We start from the raw sequence: 17,768 nt of genomic DNA, 5'->3' as shown, positions 1-17,768 counted from the left end.
CGGAAAGCCCATGGACGAAACCAACCAACCCGACCTCACGATCTCCCGCCGCGACCTGCTGATCGTCGGCGCCGGCTCCGCAGCGGGCGCCGTGGCCACGCCGGCGGTGTCGGCCGCCGGCGCGCCCGGCAGCCCTGCCGCGGCCACGGCCACGGTGCCCACCGCGCGCGTGACGATGGAGGTGAACGGCAGCGCACGCACGCTGGACCTGGACACTCGCACGACGCTGCTGGACGCGCTGCGCGAGCACCTGCACCTGACGGGCACCAAGAAGGGCTGCGACCACGGCCAGTGCGGCGCCTGCACCGTGCTCGTGGACGGCCGGCGCATCAATGCCTGCCTGTCGCTGGCCGTGATGCACGAAGGCGCGAAGGTGACCACCATCGAAGGCCTGGGCACGCCGCAGCAGCTGCACCCGATGCAGGCCGCGTTCGTCAGGCACGACGGCTACCAGTGCGGCTACTGCACGCCCGGGCAGATCTGCTCGGCCGTCGGCGTGATCGACGAAGTGCGCCGCGGCGTGCCCAGCCACGTGAGCGCCGACCTCACGGCGCGGCCGCTGCTCTCGGCCGACGAACTGCGAGAGCGCATGAGCGGCAACCTCTGCCGCTGCGGCGCCTACTCCAACATCGTCGACGCCATCAGCGAAGTCGCGGGGGTGCGGACATGAAGCCCTTCACCTACGAGCGCGCGCGCACGCCGGCCGAGGCCGCGTCTGCCGTGGCCCGCCATCCGCAGGCGAGGTTCATCGCCGGCGGCACCAACCTGCTGGACCTGATGAAGCTCCAGATCGAAGCGCCCGCGCACCTGGTGGACGTGAACGGCCTGCCGCTGGACCGCATCGAGGCCACGCCAGAAGGCGGCCTGCGCATCGGCGCTCTGGTGCGCAACACCGACCTCGCGGCGGACGAGCGGGTGCGCCGCGACTATGGCGTGCTCTCCCGCGCCCTCCTGGCCGGCGCTTCCGGCCAGCTGAGGAACAAGGCGACCACCGCGGGCAACCTGCTGCAGCGCACCCGCTGCCCCTATTTCTACGACACCGACCAGCCCTGCAACAAGCGCCAGCCGGGCAGCGGCTGCAGCGCCATCGGCGGCGTCAACCGGCAGCACGCCGTGGTCGGCGCCAGCGACGCCTGCATCGCCACCCACCCCAGCGACATGGCGGTGGCCATGCGGGTGCTGGATGCGAACGTCGAGACGGTGCGGCCGGACGGGCGCGCGCGCGTGATCCCGATCGCCGACTTCCACCGGCTGCCCGGCAACACGCCGCACGTCGAAACGGCCCTGGAGCGCGGCGAGCTGATCACCGCCGTGACGCTGCCCCGGCCCGCGGGCGGCACCCACGTCTACCGGAAGGTGCGCGACCGCGCTTCCTACGCGTTCGCGCTCGTGTCCGTCGCCGCCATCGTGCAGCGTGACGGCAGCGGCCGCGTGGCGCTGGGCGGCGTGGCCGCCAGGCCCTGGCGGGCGGAGGCGGCCGAAGCCGCCCTGCCGCAAGGCGCCAGGGCCGTGACGTCCCGGCTGCTGGCCGGCGCGCGCCCGACCGAGCACAACGCCTTCAAGCTGCCGCTGGTGGAGCGCACGCTCGCCGCGGTGCTGGCCCAAGCGAGGACCTGAATGAAATTCGACACCCCTGCCACCACCAACCCGATCGACCAGCTCAAGGTGATCGGCCGGCCCATCGACCGCATCGACGGGCCGCTCAAGACCACCGGCGTCGCGCCGTACGCGTACGAGCGCCATGACGTGGCGCCGGAGGCGGCCTACGGTTTCGTCGTGGGCGCGGGCATCGCCAAGGGACGCATCGCTTCCATGGACCTGCGCGCCGCGCGCGCGGCGCCGGGCGTGATCACCATCGTCACCGCGCGCAACGCGGGCAAGCTGGGCAAGGGCACCTTCAACACGGCCACACTGCTGGGCGGGCCGGAGATCGAGCACTACCACCAGGCGATCGCGCTGGTGGTGGCGCAGACCTTCGAGCAGGCCCGCGCGGCGGCACAGCTGGTGCGCGTGCAGTACACCCACACGGCGGGCCGGTTCGACCTGCAGGCCGGCAAGGCTTCGGCGCAGCCGCCGCGGCAGATGCCCTTCGGCGGGCCAGCGGAAACGCGGACCGGCGACTTCGACGGCGCGTATGCCGCGGCGCCGGTGCAGTTCGATGCCACCTACAGCACGCCCGACCAGTCGCACGCGATGATGGAGCCGCACGCCTCCACCGCCGCGTGGCAGGGCGGCAAGCTCACGGTGTGGACGTCGAACCAGATGATCGACTGGAGCGTCACCGACCTGGCCAGGACACTGGGCCTGCCGAAGGAGGACGTGCGCCTGGTCTCGCCCTTCGTCGGCGGCGGCTTCGGCGGCAAGCTGTTCATCCGCGCCGACGCGCTGCTGGCCGCATTGGGCGCGCGCGCGGCGGGGCGGCCGGTCAAGGTGGCGCTGCAGCGGCCCCTGGTCGCCAACAACACCACGCACCGGCCCGCGACGATCCAGCGCATCCGCATCGGCGCCACGCGCGACGGCAGGATCACCGCCATGGCGCACGAGGGCTGGTCCGGCGACCTGCCCGGCGGCAGGGCGGAGACGGCCGTCAACCAGAGCCGCCTGCTCTACGCGGGCGCCAACCGCCTGACCGTCACGCGCCTGGCCGTGCTGGACCTTCCGGAGGGCAACGCCATGCGCGCGCCGGGCGAGGCGCCCGGCATGATGGCGCTGGAGATCGCGATGGACGAGATGGCGGAAAAGCTGGGGCTCGATCCCGTGCAGTTGCGCATCCTCAACGACACCCAGGTCGATCCGCAGCGGCCCGAGCGGCCGTTCTCCCAGCGCCAGCTGGTCGAGTGCCTGCGCACCGGGGCGCAGCGCTTCGGCTGGGACCGGCGCAACGCGCGTCCCGCGCAGGTCCGTGACGGGCGCTGGCTGGTGGGCATGGGCGTCGCGGCCGCCTTCCGCAACAACGCCGTGGCCAAGTCCGCCGCCCGCGTGCGCCTGGACCCACGGGGCGTCGTCACGGTGGAGACCGACATGACGGACATCGGCACCGGCTCGTACACCATCATTGCGCAGACGGCCGCCGAGATGATGGGCGTGGCGATCGAGAAGGTGTTCGTGCGCCTGGGCGACTCCGCCTTCCCCGTGTCGGCCGGCTCCGGCGGCCAGTGGGGCGCCAACAGCTCCACCGCCGGCGTGTATGCGGCCTGCGTGAAGCTGCGCGAGGCGGTCGCCGGCAAGCTGGGGATGCCCGCGGACGCGGTGTTCGCCGACGGCATGGTGCGCGCCGCCGACCGGCAAGTGCCGCTGGCCGAGGCCGCGGGTGCCGACGGGCTGGTGGCGCAAGACGCCATCGAGTTCGGCGAACTGAGCCGCAAGGCGCAGCAGTCCACGTTCGGCGCGCACTTCGTGGAGGTCGGTGTCGACAGCTACACGGGCGAGGTGCGCGTGCGGCGCATGCTCGCCGTGTGCGCCGCCGGCCGCATCCTGAACCCGAAGTCGGCACGCAGCCAGGTGATCGGCGCGATGACGATGGGCGTGGGCGGCGCGCTGATGGAGGAGCTGGCCGTGGACAAGCGGCGCGGCTTCTTCGTCAACCACGACCTCGCGGGCTACGAAGTGCCGGTGCATGCCGACATCCCGCACCAGGAGGTGGTCTTCCTGGACGAGACCGACCCGATGTCCTCGCCGATGAAGGCCAAGGGCGTGGGCGAGCTGGGGCTGTGCGGGGTCGGCGCGGCGGTGGCCAATGCCATCCACAACGCGACCGGCATCCGGGTGCGCGACTACCCCATCACCCTGGACAAGCTGCTCGACCGACTGCCGCCGGTCGCCTGAAGGAGTCGACGAAGATGGATCTCGTGAGCGCGGGCGCGCTTCACTTCTTCGGCGGCGAGCCCATCTTGCCCTGGAGCACCGCGACCAGGTGCTGCTTGGCTTCGGCGAGCTGAGCCTTGTCGGCGTCGTGCACCTTGCGGAAGAACGCCGCGCACTCCGGTGAGTTCGCCGCTTCCGCGTCCTTGATGTACTGGTCGTAGGCGATCAGCGCTTGCGCCTTGTTCTGCATGAGCGTGATCCAGTCGTACGCGAGGTCGCTGAGCGGATGCGGATCGGCAGACTTTTCCTGCATGGCGTTTTCCCTTTCGGAAGAATTCGAAAGGCAGGATACGGCAAGGCCCCGGCTCGCTGTGGCTCAGCCGCGGTGCCTTCGCGCCAGGCGCGACCTCACGCCAGCATGAAGCGCACGCGCTGCGCGCGGGCGCACTCCCCGAGCGTGCGCAGCGCCCTGTCCACGCCCTCGGTGCCGCGCACGTAGGGATTGCGGGCGCCCGGGTTCTGCCGGAGCGCGGCGAGGTTCTCGACCGTCCCGTCCCAGCCCGGGTGGTTGCTCAGGAAGACGTCGATCGGCTCGCGCCTGGCCACGCCCCGCATGCGCTCGGTCTGGGCGATGTACGAGTCCAGTCGGCCGAAGTCCTTGCCGAAATTGAACGACGTGCCGCCCCACATCAGCGCCTTGTGCGTGCGGCCTCCCGCCCTGGTCTCGATCACGGGGGACAGCGTTCCGAGCGTGTGGCCCGGCGTGACGTAGAACGTGATGGTGGTGTCGCCCAGCGTGAGCTTCTCGCCGTCCTGGACCGCGATGTCTCGCTTGGGCGGGCGTCCCCACTGCGGCGAATCGAACTCCAGCTGGGTTTCCATCATCTGCCAGTCGAGCGCGCTGGCCACCACGCGCATGCCGTACTTCTGCGCCAGCATGGAAGCGCCGCCGTAGTGGTCGCCGTGACCGTGCGTGACCACCAGGTACTTGATCTGCGCCGGGTCCAGCCCGAGCTTGCGCATCCCGCCTTCGATGAGGCCGCTGGCCTCCAGGGCATTGTTCAAGGCGTCGATCAGGATCAGCCCCTGGCTGGTCTTCACCACCCAGGCACTGACCCACGCCGAGCCCACGTAGTAGAGGTTGTCGAACACCTGGGCCGGTTCCGGCGCAGGGCGCGCGATCTGCCGCTGCAGCATCTGTTCGATCGCCGGATCGCCCGGCGCGGCGCGCTGGGCCGGTTGCGGCTGGCACACGGGCATCAGGAACTGCAGGTCGGTGCCGGCCAGCGCCCGGGCCCTCTCGACATGCGCGTCCACCGCGGCCTGCGAAGGTGGCGCGGGTGGCGCAGTGGGTGGAGTAGGCGCAGGGGGTGTGCCGCAGGCGGCGAGCATCGCGGCGGTGCAGATCAAGGTGCTGCGGAACATGGTTCCTCTCCTTTTCCTGATCGGATCCGTGCTCTCCCGGATCAGGACCAGTGGGCGCGTGCGGCGTCGTGGCCCGGTCGTGGCGTGAGCCCCTTGTCGGCGCCGCGCGTCAGCGAGTCCGCGTGTTCGGAGCGAACGAACCTGCGCCCGGAGCTCAGGCCCTCGAAGACGCCCGTGCGGATCTCCCTGAGCGACTCCCCGATGCCGAGCAGCTTGACGAACCTGCGCAGCGGGACGACCTGGAACGACGGCTGATCCTCTTCCGGACTGCCGGCCCAGTATTCGACAGCCGGCAACTCATTGCCCGAAGCGTCGACCACGCTGAAGTACCGCCTCGTCGGAGGTTCAACCTCATCAGTCCTAGCGATGCCCATTGCTCATTATGCTGCGCCGCAGCAAACAAGGGTTAGCAAACGTGAACACCTTGCGCAACCCGTCGGAAAGCGGACCGGCAATGGCCCCAGAATGCGACAGATCATGGTTCAGATCGCCCTGGAGATAAACCTCGAATACGACGTGCAGCATGCAGACGGTGCCGACTTCGTGTTCAACATCCACCCCGCCGTCACGGCGCACCAGAGCGTCGATGACGAAAACCTGCACATCAGCCAGCCGGTGGTGCCGCAGATCGCCGTCGAACCCTCCACCGGGTCGCGATTCATGCGGTTGCATGCGAACGCCGGTCCGTTGGTCGTGAGCTACTCGGCAACAGTCACCATCGACCACCACCTGGCCGAACCCGACACATTGGAAGAGGTCCCCGTGAGGTGCCTGCCGCTGGAGGTGATGCCGTACGTCTACCCCAGCCGCTACTGCGAGTCGGACCGGCTGCTGAAGCTGGCCTTCAGCGAGTTCGGTGGCCTCTGGCCGGGCTACAGCCGCGTGCTCGCCATCCAGCACTGGGTGCAACGGCGGGTGACCTTCGCGTCCAACACCAGCACCTCGACGACCTCCGCGCTGGACACCGTGCTGGACCAGGTCGGCGTGTGCCGGGATTTCACGCACCTCATGATCGCCCTGTGCCGCGCGCTCAACATCCCGGCGCGCATGGCCACGGGCACCGACTATGGCGCTCCCGAATCGCTCGGCCCGCCGGACTTCCACGCCTACGTCGAGGCGTACCTCGGGGACCGGTGGTACCTGTTCGATCCGTCGGGGACCGGCATCCCGATGGGCTTCGTGCGGATCGGGACCGGCCGCGACGCGGCCGACGTCGCCTATGCCACGATCTTCGGCGCCGTCCAGTCGAAGGCGCCGCTCGTGCGGGCGACGGCTTCGACCGCGGCCGGCTTCACGCTCCCCCGCCATTGCCGCGAGGCGCTTTCGACCGTCGCCGCATCACCGGTGTCAAGTTCCGGTTGCGCGCAGTTCGACGGCGCGACGGCTTTCACCGGCACCAGCGCCCGGCAGCTGCCCAACTAGGCGCCGGGCGTCAAGCACGCGTCACACGGTGGCGCGAACGGCCCAGGCGCGGGCCACCAGCGCGATGGTCCCGCCGGCCTCGATCGGCAGGCGCTCACGCAGACTTTCCCTCAGCTTGTTGCGCGCCTGCTCGTCGAGCGACATCGCGTAGGCCGGCGCCGGGCCCTGTCCTCCCAGGAAAGGTTCCCAGATGTCCTCGAAGCTGCCGAAGGGCGTGTCGACCTCGATGCCCGTCGTCTCCGCGCCGCTGAACCCGGCTGTCTGCACGGCCGAAAGCAAGGCCTCGGGGCGACACAAGGGGAACCGCCGGCCTTCGTCCAGCGCTGCGGCGGCGGGATCGAGCGCGACGGCCGCATCCCAGAAGTGCCGCATGAGCTGCATCTTCTCCGCGTAGTCCCAGACGTAGGCCGCGAACGTCCCGCCGGGCACGCACACCCTGCGCGCTTCTCGCAAGGCCGCCGGCAGGTCCGGCACGAAGTTCAGGACCAGCCCCGAGACGACCACGTCGGCCGAGCCTTCCGGCAGCGGAAGCGAAGCCGCGTTTCCCTGGCGCAGGTCGACCTGCGCGGGAAGCGTGCGCCGCGCCACTTCAAGGAACCCCTCGGAGGGCTCGACACCGGTCAGCGCCGCCGGCGCGCATCGGTCGACGATGGCCGCGCACAACGCGCCCGTCCCGCACCCCACGTCCACCCACCGCCTGGCCGGCGGCACGCCCAGCCATGACAGGAACGCAGGGGCAACATGCCGGCTCCAGCGGCCGACGTAGCGTTCGTAGGGATTGCCGAGCTGCCAGGAGTCGGAAGGTTGCTGGGGCATGGGCCTCAGCCCCGTCGCGCGGCCTCGATGGCCGCGACGTCGATCTTCCCCATCTGCATCATCGCTTCGAAGGCGCGCTTTGCCGCCGCGCGATCGGGATCGGCGATCGCCTCCGAGAGGACCCGCGGCGTGATCTGCCAGGACAGGCCCCACTTGTCCTTGCACCAGCCGCAGGCGCTTTCCTGGCCGCCGTTGCGCACGATCGCGTTCCACAGGCGATCGGTTTCGGCCTGGTCCTCGGTCGCCACCTGGAAGGAGAAGGCCTCGTTGTGCTTGAACGCGGAGCCGCCGTTCAGGCCCAGGCACGGGATGCCCATGACGGTGAACTCCACCGTCAGCACGTCGCCTTCCTTGCCGGAGGGATAGTCGCCGGGCGCGCGGTGGACGGCCCCCACGGCGCTGTCCGGAAAAGTCGCCGCGTAGAACTTCGCGGCGTCCAGGGCGGTACCGTCGTACCAGAGGCAGATCGTGTTCTTGCTGGTCACTTTCGCTCTCCCGTTTCACTCCGCCTTGATGCCCTGCTCCTTCACGACCTGCGTGAAGAGCTTGATCTCGTGCGAGACCAGCCGGTCCAGGTCCGCCGGGGGACCTGCGACGATGCTGACGCCCTGGGTGTCCAGCCGCGTCTTGACGTCCGGGTCGGCCAGCGCCGCGGCCGTGGCCGCATGCAGCTTGGCGATCACGGCCGGCGGCGTGCCGGCGGGCACGAAGGTGCCGATCCAGGTGTCGGACTCGTAGCCCTTCACCGTCTCCCCGAAGGTCTGGACATTGGGCAGCAGCGCAGAACGCTGGCGCGAGGTCACCGCGATGGCCTTGAGCTTGCCGCTGCGGATGTGGGGCATCATCCCGCCGAGCGTGCCGAGCACCGCGGGCACCTGGTTGCCGATCACGTCCGTCATCGCGGGGCCGGCGCCCTTGTAGCCGACGTGCACCAGCGGCTGCCTGGCCATGGTCTGCAGCACGGCGCCCGCGAAGTGGCCGGGCGAGCCCACGCCGCCGGTGGCGTACTGCTTGAACCTCGGGTCCTTCTGTCCCAGCGCCAGCCACTCCGACACGTTGTTGGCCGGCACCGACGGATGGACGGCCAGCGCCTGGGGCAGCAGCCCCACCAGCGTCACGCCGCGCAGGTCCTTTTCGGTGTCGAACGGCAGCGACGGCATCAGCGCCTGGTTGATGCTGTGCGAAGACACGGTGAACAGGACCGTGTAGCCATCCGGCGCAGCCTTCGCGACATGGCTCGTCGCGATGGTCCCACCGGCGCCGGGCCGGTTGTCCACGATCACGGTCTGCCCCAGCTTCTCTCCCAGCTTGTCGCTGATCGCCCGCGCGGCCGCGTCGGCGCCTCCGCCCGGCGCGAAGGTGACGACCAGGCGCACGGGCTGGCGCGCGGGGTAGTCCTGCTGCGCCCACGCCGGCGTGGCGGACACGGCGGCGCACGCCGCCAGCGATGCGGCAAGAAGCAAGTTCGACTTCATGGTTTGTCTCCGATTCCTTGTGCGGGGTCGCATGACCCCATGGCGTCCCACTATAGGGAGGCGCCCCGGCACGCACCACTATGAATTGCCGCTAGGGGTATTGCTGGCCGCTATGGCCGCCGCACGGCCGGGGTTGACGCGATGGACCAGGTGTCGGATGCGACCACCGCCTCCACCACTTCGCGCAGCACCTCCCGGACACAGCTCGCGGCCGGCGACAGGTAGCCGAGCCGCGAATAAGCCAGGGTCGCGCGGCGCACCAGCAGCGGGGTGATGAGGTTCACCTGCAGCAGGTCGGCCGCGGAATGCCAGGCCAGCGCGGACCGGGGCACGATCGTGCCGGCGCCGCCCTGCGCGACCATCAGCAGCAGCGTCTGGATGGAGCTCGCCTGCGCCTTGACCACCGGGGTCACGCCGGCTTCGGCGAACGCGCGGTCGACGATGTGGCGCAGCGTGGTGGCGTGCGTGGTCAGCATCAGGGGCACGCCGGCCAGCATCGGAAGCTCGACCTCCTCCGCCTCGACGACAGGACTGGTGCGCGGCTGCACGAAGTAGAGCCGCTCCTCCATCAGGGCCTCCGCATGGATGCCGGGGAGCGTGATGTCGTCGACCAGGATGCTGAGGTCCACCTGCTGGTTGATGAGGTGCGCCGCGAGGTAGGAACTCGGGCTTTCGTAGACCTCCAGGCCGATCCGGGGAAAGCGGTCCTCGAGCGCGGCGATGAGCGGCCCCACCAGCGCGAGGGCCAGACTGCTGGGCAACCCCAGCTTCACGGGGCCGCCCACCTCCTCGGTGGAATGGCGCACGGCGTCGCGCGTCTGGTCCGCCAGCTTCAGCACCTGCTGGGCATGCCGGTACAGGGCCTGGCCGGCCAGGGTCGGCTTGACGCCGCGCACGCTGCGGTGGAGCAGCTGCACCCCGAGCTCCTGTTCGAGCTGGCCCATCTGCTGGCTCAGCGCCGGCTGCACGATGTGGACCAGCGACGAGGCGCGCGAAAGGGAGCCGCATTCCACGACGGCGACGAAATACCGGAGCTGTCTGAGTTCCATGTGCGCCCGATTCTGCAATCCCGGGCGAGGCGCGAAGAGCTAGCGCGGGGTCAATGCCCGTCCTGCTGCATCACCACGCCGGCCTCCAGCCACTGCCGGATCTGGCCAGGCGAGTAGCCGAAGTCCGCCAGCACCTCCTGCGTGTGCTGCCCCAGCAGCGGCGGTGGCAGGCGGACGCTGCCGTCCCGCAGGCCGTCCATGCGCACGGGATTGCCCACCTGCCGCATGGTGCCGAGCGTGGGATGGGCGAACGTCTCGACCAGGCCGAGGGCCTCGACCTGGGGCTCCGCGAAGGCGTCGGCGATGTCGTTGATCGGTCCCGCCGGGATGCCGATGCCCACCATCTCCGTGGTCCAGGACGCGCGGTCCCGCTGCCCCAGCCGCTCCTCGAGCAGCGCCTTGAGCTCGGTGCGGTGCTGCACGCGGTCGGCGTTGGAGAGGAACCGCGGATCGGAGGCCAGGTGCTCCAGGCCGACGAGCCGGGCGAGCTTGACCCACTGGTCCTGGGTGGCCGCGCCCACGGTCAGCGGGCCGTCCTTGGCCTCGAACACGCCATAAGGGGCGATCACCGGATGCACGTTGCCGGAGGGGCGCGCCACCTCGCCGAGGGACAGGTAGCGCTGCCCCTGCACGCTCAGCAGCCCCATGAGGCTGGCCAGCAGCGACGTCTCCACCTGCTGGCCGCGGCCGCTCGCATGGCGCTGGATCACGGCGGCCAGCACGCCCATGGCGGTCCACATCCCCGAGGTGAGGTCCCCGATCGCGACGCCGACCCGCTGCGGGCCGGACTCGGCATTCCCGGTGAAGCTCATGAAGCCCGCGAAGCCCTGCGCCACCTGGTCGAAGCCGGGCCAGCTGCTCTTGGGCCCGACGCTGCCGAACCCCGTGATGCTCGCCACGATCAGGCCGGGATTGCCCGCATGCAGGTCGGCAAGGGACATCCCCATCTGGTCCATGACGCCGGGGCGGAAGTTCTCCACGACGACATCCACCTTGCCGGCCATCTCGCGCAGGATCCGCATGCCTTCGGCATTGCGGAAGCTGAGGGCCACGCTCTTCTTGTTGCGGTTGCCGCTGAGGTAGTAGACGCTGGTGTCGCCGGCGAAGGGGCCCCACTCGCGGACCATGTCGCCGCCGGGCAGGGGCTCGACCTTGATGACCTCGGCGCCGAGGTCGCCCAGGATCATCGCGCAGAAGGGCCCGGACAGCGCACGGGACAGGTCCAGCACCTTGATGCCGGCCAGGGGGAGAGGTTGGGTCATGGGCACAGTCGGGAGGAGGGACGGGATGCCGCGTCAGCGGCCCTTGAACACGGGCTTCTTCTTGTCCCGGAAAGCCTGCACCCCGATCCTGTAGTCCTCGGTGTCGGCGAAGGCGTAGCTCGCGTGCCGCTCCTCGCGGGTGAACGATGCGCCCGTCATGAGATGCCGAAGCTGGCGCTTGTTGGCCCGCGCCGCCAGCGGCGCGCCACTGGCGATGCGCCGCGCGCACGCGAAGGCCGCGTCCGCCACCGCGGTGTCGTCGACCACCCGCGTGAGCAGGCCTTTCGTGAAGGCCTCGTCGGCGCCGAGGATGGCCCCTTCGAAGACCAGTTCCGCCGTCACCGCGGGGCCCACCAGCCGGTACAGCCACTGCATCTCGGCAGGCGCGAGCGGGAACCCGAGCATGTTGACCGGCACGCCGAACTGGGCGCTGCGCCCCGCGATGCGCAGGTCGCACACCGAGGCGATCTCCAGCCCGCCGCCGACGCACGCGCCTTCGATGAGGGCCACGACCGGCACCGGGCATTCGGCGATGGCGGACAGCGCGCCGAACACGACCTGCTCGTGGAAGCTCTCCACCTGGGCCCGCGTCATCCGCACGGTGTCGAACTCCGCGATGTCCGCGCCCGCCGCGAATCCCTCGCCGGAGCCTCCCCGGATCACGACGCAGCGCAGCTCGTCATCGCCGGACAGCCCGCGAAAGGCGTCCTGGAGCGACTGCCACATCGCCACCGTGAGGCAGTTGCGCTTGCCGGGATTGGAGATGGTGAGCGTGGCGATCGCGCCGTCGCGCTCGACGGCAATCTTCCCTGTCGTCCCCGCCACCGCGGCTGCATTGCTTGCGCTCTCTGCACTCATGCCGGGATGGTATCGACGGCACGCCGCACGAGGCACTACGGATTGCCGATGCCGCTATCGGCGGAACCAATGGCCCGGCAGACCTGCAGGCGGTTTGCCCCCCAGCTCAGCCCCAGAAATGTAGCGGCCACGGTCGGCTTGCCCGCGCGGAGAATGCCGCCATGGCCGATGCACACGAATCCCTGGAAGCTCCCGTCCTGATCGCCGGCGGCGGCATCGGCGGGCTGAGCCTGGCCCTGACGCTCCACCAGATCGGCGTCCCCTGCCTGGTGTTCGAGGCGGTGCCGCAGCTGCAGCCGCTGGGCGTCGGCATCAACCTGCAGCCGAACGCCGTGCGCGAGCTGTACGACCTGGGCCTCACCGACAGCGTGCTCGACACCATCGGCATCCAGGCCCGCGAATGGGCCCTGGTCGGCCGCAACGGCAAGGAGATCTATGCCGAACCCCGCGGCCTGGTCGCCGGCTACCACTGGCCCCAGTACTCGGTGCACCGCGGCCGGTTGCAGATGCTGCTGTACCAGACCGTGCTGGACCGGCTGGGGCCGGACACGCTGCGCCTGGGGCACCGCGTCACCGGCTACCGAAACGAAGTCGACGGCGTGGTGGCCTCGATCGAAACGCGGGACGGCCGCCGGCTCGAGGCCCGCGGCTCGCTCCTGGTGGGCGCCGACGGCCTGCACTCGGCCCTGCGCGCGCAGATGCACCCGAACCAGCCGCCGATCCACTGGGGCGGCGCGATCATGTGGCGCGGCACGACATCCGGCGTGCCGATCCGCACCGGTGCGTCGTTCGTGGGCCTGGGCAGCCTCAAGCACCGCGTCGTGCTCTATCCCATCTCCAAGCCCGATCCCGCGAGCGGCCTGGCCACCATCAACTGGATCGCCGAGATCACCGTGGACAACAGCCAGGGCTGGACCCAGGGCGACTGGAACCGGCGGGTCGACGTGGCCGACTTCATCCACCACTTCGAAGGCTGGGACTTCGGCTGGATCGACATCCCGGCCATGCTTCGCGGCGCGACGGAAGTGTTCGAGTACCCGATGATCGACCGCGACCCGGTGCCCACGTGGGTGGACGGCCGCGTGGCGCTGCTGGGCGACGCCGCCCACGTGATGTACCCGGTCGGCTCCAACGGCGCCAGCCAGGCCATCGTCGACGCGCGCGTGCTGGGCGCGGCCCTGGTGGACCAGGGCATCCAGCCGGCCGCCCTGCGCAGCTACGACGACAAGCTGTGCGCCGACATCTCGGCCCTGGTGCTGCGCAACCGCGGCGCGGGCCCCTTCGGCCTGCTGGGCCTGGTGGACGAGCGCAGCGGCGGCGTGTTCGACGACATTGACAAGGTCATCCCCGCCGCCGAGCGCGAGGCCTACATGGCGCGCTACAAGGCAGCCGCCGGCTTCGCCATCGAGACGCTGAACGCGGCGCCGCCGACGATCCCCGCGGGGGCGCGCGTTCGCGGCTGAGGGCCGGTACCGGGCAGTGGCTTGCCCGCGGCGTCGGCTTGCGGCGGATAGCAGCCATCGGGGAAAAAAGGGATCCCCGGCTACTTATCGACCACAGCCAGCAGTGCCTTCGGATTGGTCCGCGCAATCGTAAGGAGCGTTCTGGCGGCACCACTCGGCTGCTTGCGCCCTTGCTCCCAGCCTTGCAGTGTGCGGACGGAGACTCCAAGAAGCACGGCAAATTGAGATTGCGACAGTCCGGTGCGCTCACGAGCCTCGACCGCCGGTGAGGACACGACCTGCGTCTTTCCAGCTTTCATTTGCTGCACCGACTCGAGCAGTTCGGCGGCCAAATCGCGCTTCGATTCATACGCGCGCAGTTTCGCTTCCGTAAGGGGCTTAGTCTTCGAGGGCACGACGGATCTCCTTCAACTTCGCGCCAGTGATGTTGTCCGTCTTCGCCTTGGCATACAGCGTGAGGAGGACGAGATCCTCCTGCGCGGTTCGGACGTAATAGATCACTCTCACACCACCGGACTTACCAGAACCCGCCCGACTCCAACGCACCTTGCGAATGCCACCAGAGCCAGGCACCACATCTCCGGCGTCAGGACGGTCCGCAATGTAAGCGGCAAACTCGCCCCGCTCCTCCTCGGTCCAGTAAAGCGGCCATTGCTTCTGGAAAAGGAGAGTCTCGACGACCGTGAGCACGCGCCCACTATACGCCTCGGGCGCATAGCTGTCCAGCCCTGCTTCCGCGCAAGCGCCTTGGGTTCGAACAGCAACGCCGCGCTGCCCTCAAGCCCGCTCGAAGTCGATGAAGCCCTGCGCGGCATCGAGGGCCACCAGCCGCACCTGCAGCGCGTCGCCGACATCCGCGCCCTCGTGCCCCCGGACCAGGCGCCCTTCCACCAGCGGGCGCGCGATGCGGACGTAGGTTCCCTTGGGCGACGCGCCGGTGACGATGGCCTCGAAGGCCTCGCCGATGCGGTCCCGCAGCAGCCAGGCGGCGGCGGCCTTCAGCACCTGCCGCTCGACCTTGCCGGCGTTGTCCTCCTGCAGCGTGCAATGGCGGGCGATCTGCTCCAGCGCGTCGAGCTCGTAGGGAGGCTGCTCCTCGGCGAGCGCGGCCTTCAGCAGGCGCTGGGTCACCAGGTCGGGGAAGCGCCGGTTCGGTGCCGTCGAATGCGCGTAGTCGCTCACGGCCAGGCCGAAATGGCCGAGTTCCCTGTCCCCCGGGGCGGCCGCGACATAGGAGCCGGGGCCGAGCATCTTCACGATGCGCAGCGAGAGGTCGGCAAAGCCGGCCGGGTCGGCCCGCCGCCGCTCGCCGAGGAAGCGGTCGAGCGCCACCGGGTCCGGGTCGGTCGGCAGCGTCACGCCATGGCTGGCCGCCAGGGCCTCGATGCGGTCCCAGCGCCGGGGCGATTGCAGGAAGCGGCGCAGCGAGGGAAAGCCCCGCTCGGCGAGGAATCGGGCCGTCGCGGCGTTGGCCGCGATCATGAGGTCGGCGATCAGGTCCTTGGCCCGGTTCCTCTCGTCGGGCCGCAGGTCGACCAGCCGGTCGTCCTCGAACACGGGCCGTGCTGACACGGTGGTCACGTTCAGCGCGCCGCGGCGCTGGCGCCACTGCCGCAACTGCGTGGCCACGGCATCGTGAACGCGCAGTTGCTCCTCCAGGCCGGGAACGGATGCGAGCTGCGGCAGCAAATTCGCATCACCCTCCAGCCAGCGCGACACCTGGTCGTAGCTGAGCTTGGCGCGGTTGAGGACGCTGGCCCGGTACAGCTCGGAAGCGGTCACGCTGCCATCGGGCTGCACCAGCATGTCGACCACCACCGCCAGCCGCTCCTGGTCCTCGTGCAAGGAGCTGCGGTCGGTGGACAGCACCTCCGGCAGCATGGGGAACACGCCCGCCGCCGTGTAGACCGAAGTGGTGTTGGTGCCGGCATGGGCGTCCACCGCCCCGTCCGGCGGCACCAGGGCGTCCACGTCCGCCACGGCGACCCGCAGGTGCACCGCGCCTGCTTCGACGGGCTCGACCATGCTCAGCTGGTCGAGGTCGCGGGTGTCGTCGTTGTCGATGGAGAACCAGCACAGGTGGCGCAGGTCGCGGATCTCCCCGCGCTGCGCCTGCGGGGGCGCGTGCGCAGCGGCGGCTTCCTGCAGCGCCTGCGGGCTGAACTCGGGAAGCAGGCCATGCGCCCGCATGGCTTCGACGGCGAATGGATGAAGGGGCAGGGAGGGCATCGGAGGATGGGGCCGCAGCGCGCTTGCTTGCACGCGTCAGCCCGATCCTTGCACGGATTGCCGCGTGGGTGGGGCCGGACTCCAGCGCGAATGCTGCGGCCGGTGCCGGCTCACCGCCCCAGCACCACCGAGGGCAACCACAACGAAAACGCCGGCACGTAGGTGACCACCAGCAGCGCCGCGATGAGCGCGCCGTAGAACGGCCAGATCGTGCGCATGACCTCCCCGACCGACACCCCGCCGATGGCGCAGCCGACGAACTGCGTGGTGCCCACGGGTGGCGTGTTCAGGCCCAGCGCGCAGTTGATCAGCAGGACCATCCCGAACTGCACCTCGCTCATGCCGTACTGCATGCAGATCGGCAAAAAGATGGGCGTGCACAGCAGGATGGTGGCCGCCATGTCGAGGAAGGTGCCCAGCAGGAAAAGGATGATGTTGACCAGGAGGAACACCAGCCAGGGCTCGGTGGTGATGGACGACACCAGCTGGCCCGTGAGCTGCGCCACGCCGTAGAGCGAGATCAGGTAGCCGAAGGTGGCCGAGATGCCGATCAGCAGCAGGATCACGCCGGTGGTCTTGACGGCCTTGGCCGCGGCCTTGACGAACTGCTCGCGGCGGAGCGAGCGGTAGACCACCGCCGTCAGCAGCAGCGCGTAGAGCACGGCGACCGCCGCCGACTCGGTGGCCGTGAACACGCCCGAGAGGATGCCCGCCAGGATCAGCACCACGACGAACAGTCCCGGCAGCGCGGCCACCAGCGAGCGGCCCACCGCCGCCCAGCCCGGGAACGAGCCCGCCGGGTAACCGCGCGCCACGGCCACCCAGTAGGCCGCCAGCAGCATGCACGCGGTGAGCACCGCGGCGGGCACGATGCCGGCGAGGATCAGCGCCGCGATCGACACTTTCCCGCCCGCCGCGAGCGTGTAGATGATCATGTTGTGGCTGGTGGGCATCAGCGCGCCGACCAGCGAGGCATGGGTCGTCACGTTGACCGCATAGTCCGCGTGGTAGCCCTCCTTCTTCATCATGGGGATCATCACCGCCCCCATGGCCGAGACGTCGGCGACCGGCGAGCCCGACACGCCGCCGAACAGCGTGCAGGCCACCACGTTGGACATGCCCAGGCCGCCGCGCACGTGCCCCACCAGGCTCTTGGCCAGGTCGACGATGCGGCCGGCGATGCCGCCGTACAGCATCAGCTCGCCGGCGAAGATGAAGAAGGGGATGGCCAGGAACGAGAACGCGTTCATGCCCGACGTCATCTGCTGGAAGCCCACCGCCAGCGGCAGCCCCTCGTAGAGCAGCGTGCCCAGGGCCGACAGCCCGATGGCGAAAGCCACCGGCACGCCCAGCACCAGCAGGCCCAGGAAACTGCCGGACAGGATCAACAGCGGGATGGTCATGACCAGGAGGGCTCCACTTCGCGGCCCTTCGCCAGGGCGATGAGGTGCTCGATCGAGAACAGCACGATCAGCACGCCGGCCAGGGTGGCCGGCACGTATTTCCAGCCTTCCGAGATGCCCAGGGTGGGCAACCGGTAGCTCCACACCGAATGCACGAGGAAGGCGCAGTTCCAGGCCATCGCCGCGCCGAACAGCAGCACCAGCAGGTGGATCAGCATCTCCATCTTCAGGCGCAGCGCGTCGGGTGCGAGCACGAGGAAGGACTCCAGGCCGATGTGGCCGGCGTCGCGCACGCCGACCGCCACGCCCAGCATGGTCACGTACAGCACCAGCAGCAGCGCCAGGCTCTCGGCCCAGGTCGGCGTGGCGTTGAGCACGTAGCGGCCGAACACCTGCCAGCTGACGGCGCACAGCAGCGCGGCCAGCCCGGCGATGCCCAGCCACATGCAGCCGCGGGCCAGGCGCCGGCAGGTGCGCGTGTACCAGCCGCCGGGCGCCGAAGGCTCGACGCCCTCGGTGCCCGCCGCCTGCGCGGCCTGGGCCGCTTCCAGAGGCATTGTTC

The 17,768-nt window shown here is 70.0% G+C and carries 19 protein-coding genes; 5 read left to right on the top strand and 14 right to left on the bottom strand.

Going from position 1 to position 17,768, the window contains the following annotated elements; genetic code table 11:
- Window positions 1-10 precede the first annotated feature (10 nt).
- From paoA to paoC, 3 genes are read left to right on the top strand one after another with little or no spacing between them, the layout of a single operon-like run.
- Window positions 11-670, top strand: coding sequence for an aldehyde dehydrogenase iron-sulfur subunit PaoA (gene paoA, locus ASG30_RS01115; RefSeq protein WP_055891321.1), 660 nt, complete (start codon window positions 11-13; stop codon window positions 668-670).
- Window positions 667-1,617, top strand: coding sequence for an FAD binding domain-containing protein (locus tag ASG30_RS01110; RefSeq protein WP_055891317.1), 951 nt, complete (start codon window positions 667-669; stop codon window positions 1,615-1,617). The genes paoA and ASG30_RS01110 overlap by 4 nt, the downstream gene beginning before the upstream one ends.
- The gene (paoC, locus tag ASG30_RS01105; protein WP_055891315.1) at window positions 1,618-3,825 is read left to right on the top strand and encodes an aldehyde oxidoreductase molybdenum-binding subunit PaoC; all 2,208 of its coding nucleotides are present in this window, start codon (window positions 1,618-1,620) and stop codon (window positions 3,823-3,825) included.
- A 40-nt stretch (window positions 3,826-3,865) separates the two neighbouring features.
- Here the strand turns inward: paoC and ASG30_RS01100 are convergent, their stop codons facing one another.
- The 3 genes from ASG30_RS01100 to ASG30_RS01090 form a co-directional block, all read right to left on the bottom strand.
- Window positions 3,866-4,117 carry a hypothetical protein gene (locus tag ASG30_RS01100; RefSeq protein ID WP_055891312.1) on the bottom strand — a complete coding sequence of 84 codons (252 nt, stop codon included), beginning with the start codon at window positions 4,115-4,117 and terminating at the stop codon, window positions 3,866-3,868.
- 95 nt (window positions 4,118-4,212) lie between these two features.
- Window positions 4,213-5,229, bottom strand: coding sequence for an MBL fold metallo-hydrolase (locus ASG30_RS01095; protein ID WP_055891310.1), 1,017 nt, complete (start codon window positions 5,227-5,229; stop codon window positions 4,213-4,215).
- 41 nt (window positions 5,230-5,270) lie between these two features.
- Window positions 5,271-5,549, bottom strand: coding sequence for a hypothetical protein (locus ASG30_RS01090; protein ID WP_156385370.1), 279 nt, complete (start codon window positions 5,547-5,549; stop codon window positions 5,271-5,273).
- 157 nt (window positions 5,550-5,706) lie between these two features.
- Here ASG30_RS01090 and ASG30_RS01085 point away from each other — a divergent pair, with 157 nt between their 5' ends.
- Complete coding sequence (locus ASG30_RS01085; protein ID WP_200947215.1) at window positions 5,707-6,651, top strand: transglutaminase-like domain-containing protein; 945 nt, start codon at window positions 5,707-5,709, stop codon at window positions 6,649-6,651.
- A 21-nt stretch (window positions 6,652-6,672) separates the two neighbouring features.
- On the opposite strand, the gene ASG30_RS01080 is transcribed toward ASG30_RS01085, so the two are convergent.
- From ASG30_RS01080 to ASG30_RS01055, 6 genes are all read right to left on the bottom strand, one after another.
- Window positions 6,673-7,467, bottom strand: coding sequence for a class I SAM-dependent methyltransferase (locus ASG30_RS01080; RefSeq protein WP_055891301.1), 795 nt, complete (start codon window positions 7,465-7,467; stop codon window positions 6,673-6,675).
- Window positions 7,468-7,472: 5 nt separating this feature from the next.
- A complete protein-coding gene (locus ASG30_RS01075) occupies window positions 7,473-7,952 on the bottom strand; it encodes a VOC family protein (RefSeq protein ID WP_055891295.1) in 480 nt (159 codons plus the stop codon).
- A 15-nt stretch (window positions 7,953-7,967) separates the two neighbouring features.
- Entirely contained in the window at window positions 7,968-8,942 is a 975-nt protein-coding gene (locus ASG30_RS01070) for a tripartite tricarboxylate transporter substrate-binding protein (protein WP_055891292.1), read from the bottom strand.
- 110 nt (window positions 8,943-9,052) lie between these two features.
- Complete coding sequence (locus ASG30_RS01065; RefSeq protein ID WP_055891290.1) at window positions 9,053-9,991, bottom strand: LysR substrate-binding domain-containing protein; 939 nt, start codon at window positions 9,989-9,991, stop codon at window positions 9,053-9,055.
- Between the two features lie 50 nt (window positions 9,992-10,041).
- Window positions 10,042-11,253 (bottom strand): CaiB/BaiF CoA transferase family protein, encoded by a 1,212-nt coding sequence (locus ASG30_RS01060; protein ID WP_055891287.1) that lies wholly within the window; start codon window positions 11,251-11,253, stop codon window positions 10,042-10,044.
- 33 nt (window positions 11,254-11,286) lie between these two features.
- Window positions 11,287-12,111 carry an enoyl-CoA hydratase/isomerase family protein gene (locus ASG30_RS01055; protein ID WP_055891284.1) on the bottom strand — a complete coding sequence of 275 codons (825 nt, stop codon included), beginning with the start codon at window positions 12,109-12,111 and terminating at the stop codon, window positions 11,287-11,289.
- 161 nt (window positions 12,112-12,272) lie between these two features.
- On the opposite strand from ASG30_RS01055, the gene ASG30_RS01050 reads away from it, so the two are divergent.
- Window positions 12,273-13,574, top strand: coding sequence for a flavin-dependent oxidoreductase (locus ASG30_RS01050; protein ID WP_055891281.1), 1,302 nt, complete (start codon window positions 12,273-12,275; stop codon window positions 13,572-13,574).
- A gap of 80 nt (window positions 13,575-13,654) precedes the next feature.
- Here ASG30_RS01050 and ASG30_RS21985 read toward each other — a convergent pair whose 3' ends face one another.
- From ASG30_RS21985 to ASG30_RS01030, 5 genes are all read right to left on the bottom strand, one after another.
- Window positions 13,655-13,969 (bottom strand): helix-turn-helix domain-containing protein, encoded by a 315-nt coding sequence (locus ASG30_RS21985; RefSeq protein ID WP_082521804.1) that lies wholly within the window; start codon window positions 13,967-13,969, stop codon window positions 13,655-13,657.
- Window positions 13,953-14,264 carry a type II toxin-antitoxin system RelE/ParE family toxin gene (locus ASG30_RS01045; protein ID WP_055891279.1) on the bottom strand — a complete coding sequence of 104 codons (312 nt, stop codon included), beginning with the start codon at window positions 14,262-14,264 and terminating at the stop codon, window positions 13,953-13,955. The genes ASG30_RS21985 and ASG30_RS01045 overlap by 17 nt, the downstream gene beginning before the upstream one ends.
- Before the next feature lie 87 nt (window positions 14,265-14,351).
- Window positions 14,352-15,803: an RNB domain-containing ribonuclease gene (locus ASG30_RS01040; protein WP_055891276.1), complete on the bottom strand. Its 1,452-nt coding sequence runs from the start codon at window positions 15,801-15,803 to the stop codon at window positions 14,352-14,354.
- A gap of 110 nt (window positions 15,804-15,913) precedes the next feature.
- Window positions 15,914-17,206 (bottom strand): TRAP transporter large permease, encoded by a 1,293-nt coding sequence (locus ASG30_RS01035; protein WP_055891273.1) that lies wholly within the window; start codon window positions 17,204-17,206, stop codon window positions 15,914-15,916.
- Window positions 17,203-17,652: a TRAP transporter small permease gene (locus tag ASG30_RS01030; protein ID WP_055891907.1), complete on the bottom strand. Its 450-nt coding sequence runs from the start codon at window positions 17,650-17,652 to the stop codon at window positions 17,203-17,205. The genes ASG30_RS01035 and ASG30_RS01030 overlap by 4 nt, the downstream gene beginning before the upstream one ends.
- Window positions 17,653-17,768 lie beyond the last annotated feature (116 nt).

The organism is Ramlibacter sp. Leaf400 (assembly GCF_001424545.1).
Taxonomy (GTDB): Bacteria; Pseudomonadota; Gammaproteobacteria; order Burkholderiales; family Burkholderiaceae_C; genus Ramlibacter.
This window is presented reverse-complemented; position numbering and strand designations above follow the sequence as displayed.

Excerpts from the sequence above, each read along its gene's own strand:
- paoA (WP_055891321.1), top strand. The coding sequence starts at position 11 with ATGGACGAAACCAACCAACCCGACCTCACGATCTCCCGCCGCGACCTG.
- ASG30_RS01110 (WP_055891317.1), top strand. The coding sequence starts at position 667 with ATGAAGCCCTTCACCTACGAGCGCGCGCGCACGCCGGCCGAGGCCGCG.
- paoC (WP_055891315.1), top strand. The coding sequence starts at position 1,618 with ATGAAATTCGACACCCCTGCCACCACCAACCCGATCGACCAGCTCAAG.
- ASG30_RS01100 (WP_055891312.1), bottom strand. The coding sequence starts at position 4,117 with ATGCAGGAAAAGTCTGCCGATCCGCATCCGCTCAGCGACCTCGCGTAC.
- ASG30_RS01095 (WP_055891310.1), bottom strand. The coding sequence starts at position 5,229 with ATGTTCCGCAGCACCTTGATCTGCACCGCCGCGATGCTCGCCGCCTGC.
- ASG30_RS01085 (WP_200947215.1), top strand. The coding sequence starts at position 5,707 with ATGGTTCAGATCGCCCTGGAGATAAACCTCGAATACGACGTGCAGCAT.
- ASG30_RS01080 (WP_055891301.1), bottom strand. The coding sequence starts at position 7,467 with ATGCCCCAGCAACCTTCCGACTCCTGGCAGCTCGGCAATCCCTACGAA.
- ASG30_RS01070 (WP_055891292.1), bottom strand. The coding sequence starts at position 8,942 with ATGAAGTCGAACTTGCTTCTTGCCGCATCGCTGGCGGCGTGCGCCGCC.
- ASG30_RS01065 (WP_055891290.1), bottom strand. The coding sequence starts at position 9,991 with ATGGAACTCAGACAGCTCCGGTATTTCGTCGCCGTCGTGGAATGCGGC.
- ASG30_RS01060 (WP_055891287.1), bottom strand. The coding sequence starts at position 11,253 with ATGACCCAACCTCTCCCCCTGGCCGGCATCAAGGTGCTGGACCTGTCC.
- ASG30_RS01055 (WP_055891284.1), bottom strand. The coding sequence starts at position 12,111 with ATGAGTGCAGAGAGCGCAAGCAATGCAGCCGCGGTGGCGGGGACGACA.
- ASG30_RS01050 (WP_055891281.1), top strand. The coding sequence starts at position 12,273 with ATGGCCGATGCACACGAATCCCTGGAAGCTCCCGTCCTGATCGCCGGC.
- ASG30_RS01040 (WP_055891276.1), bottom strand. The coding sequence starts at position 15,803 with ATGCCCTCCCTGCCCCTTCATCCATTCGCCGTCGAAGCCATGCGGGCG.
- ASG30_RS01035 (WP_055891273.1), bottom strand. The coding sequence starts at position 17,206 with ATGACCATCCCGCTGTTGATCCTGTCCGGCAGTTTCCTGGGCCTGCTG.
- ASG30_RS01030 (WP_055891907.1), bottom strand. The coding sequence starts at position 17,652 with ATGTGGCTGGGCATCGCCGGGCTGGCCGCGCTGCTGTGCGCCGTCAGC.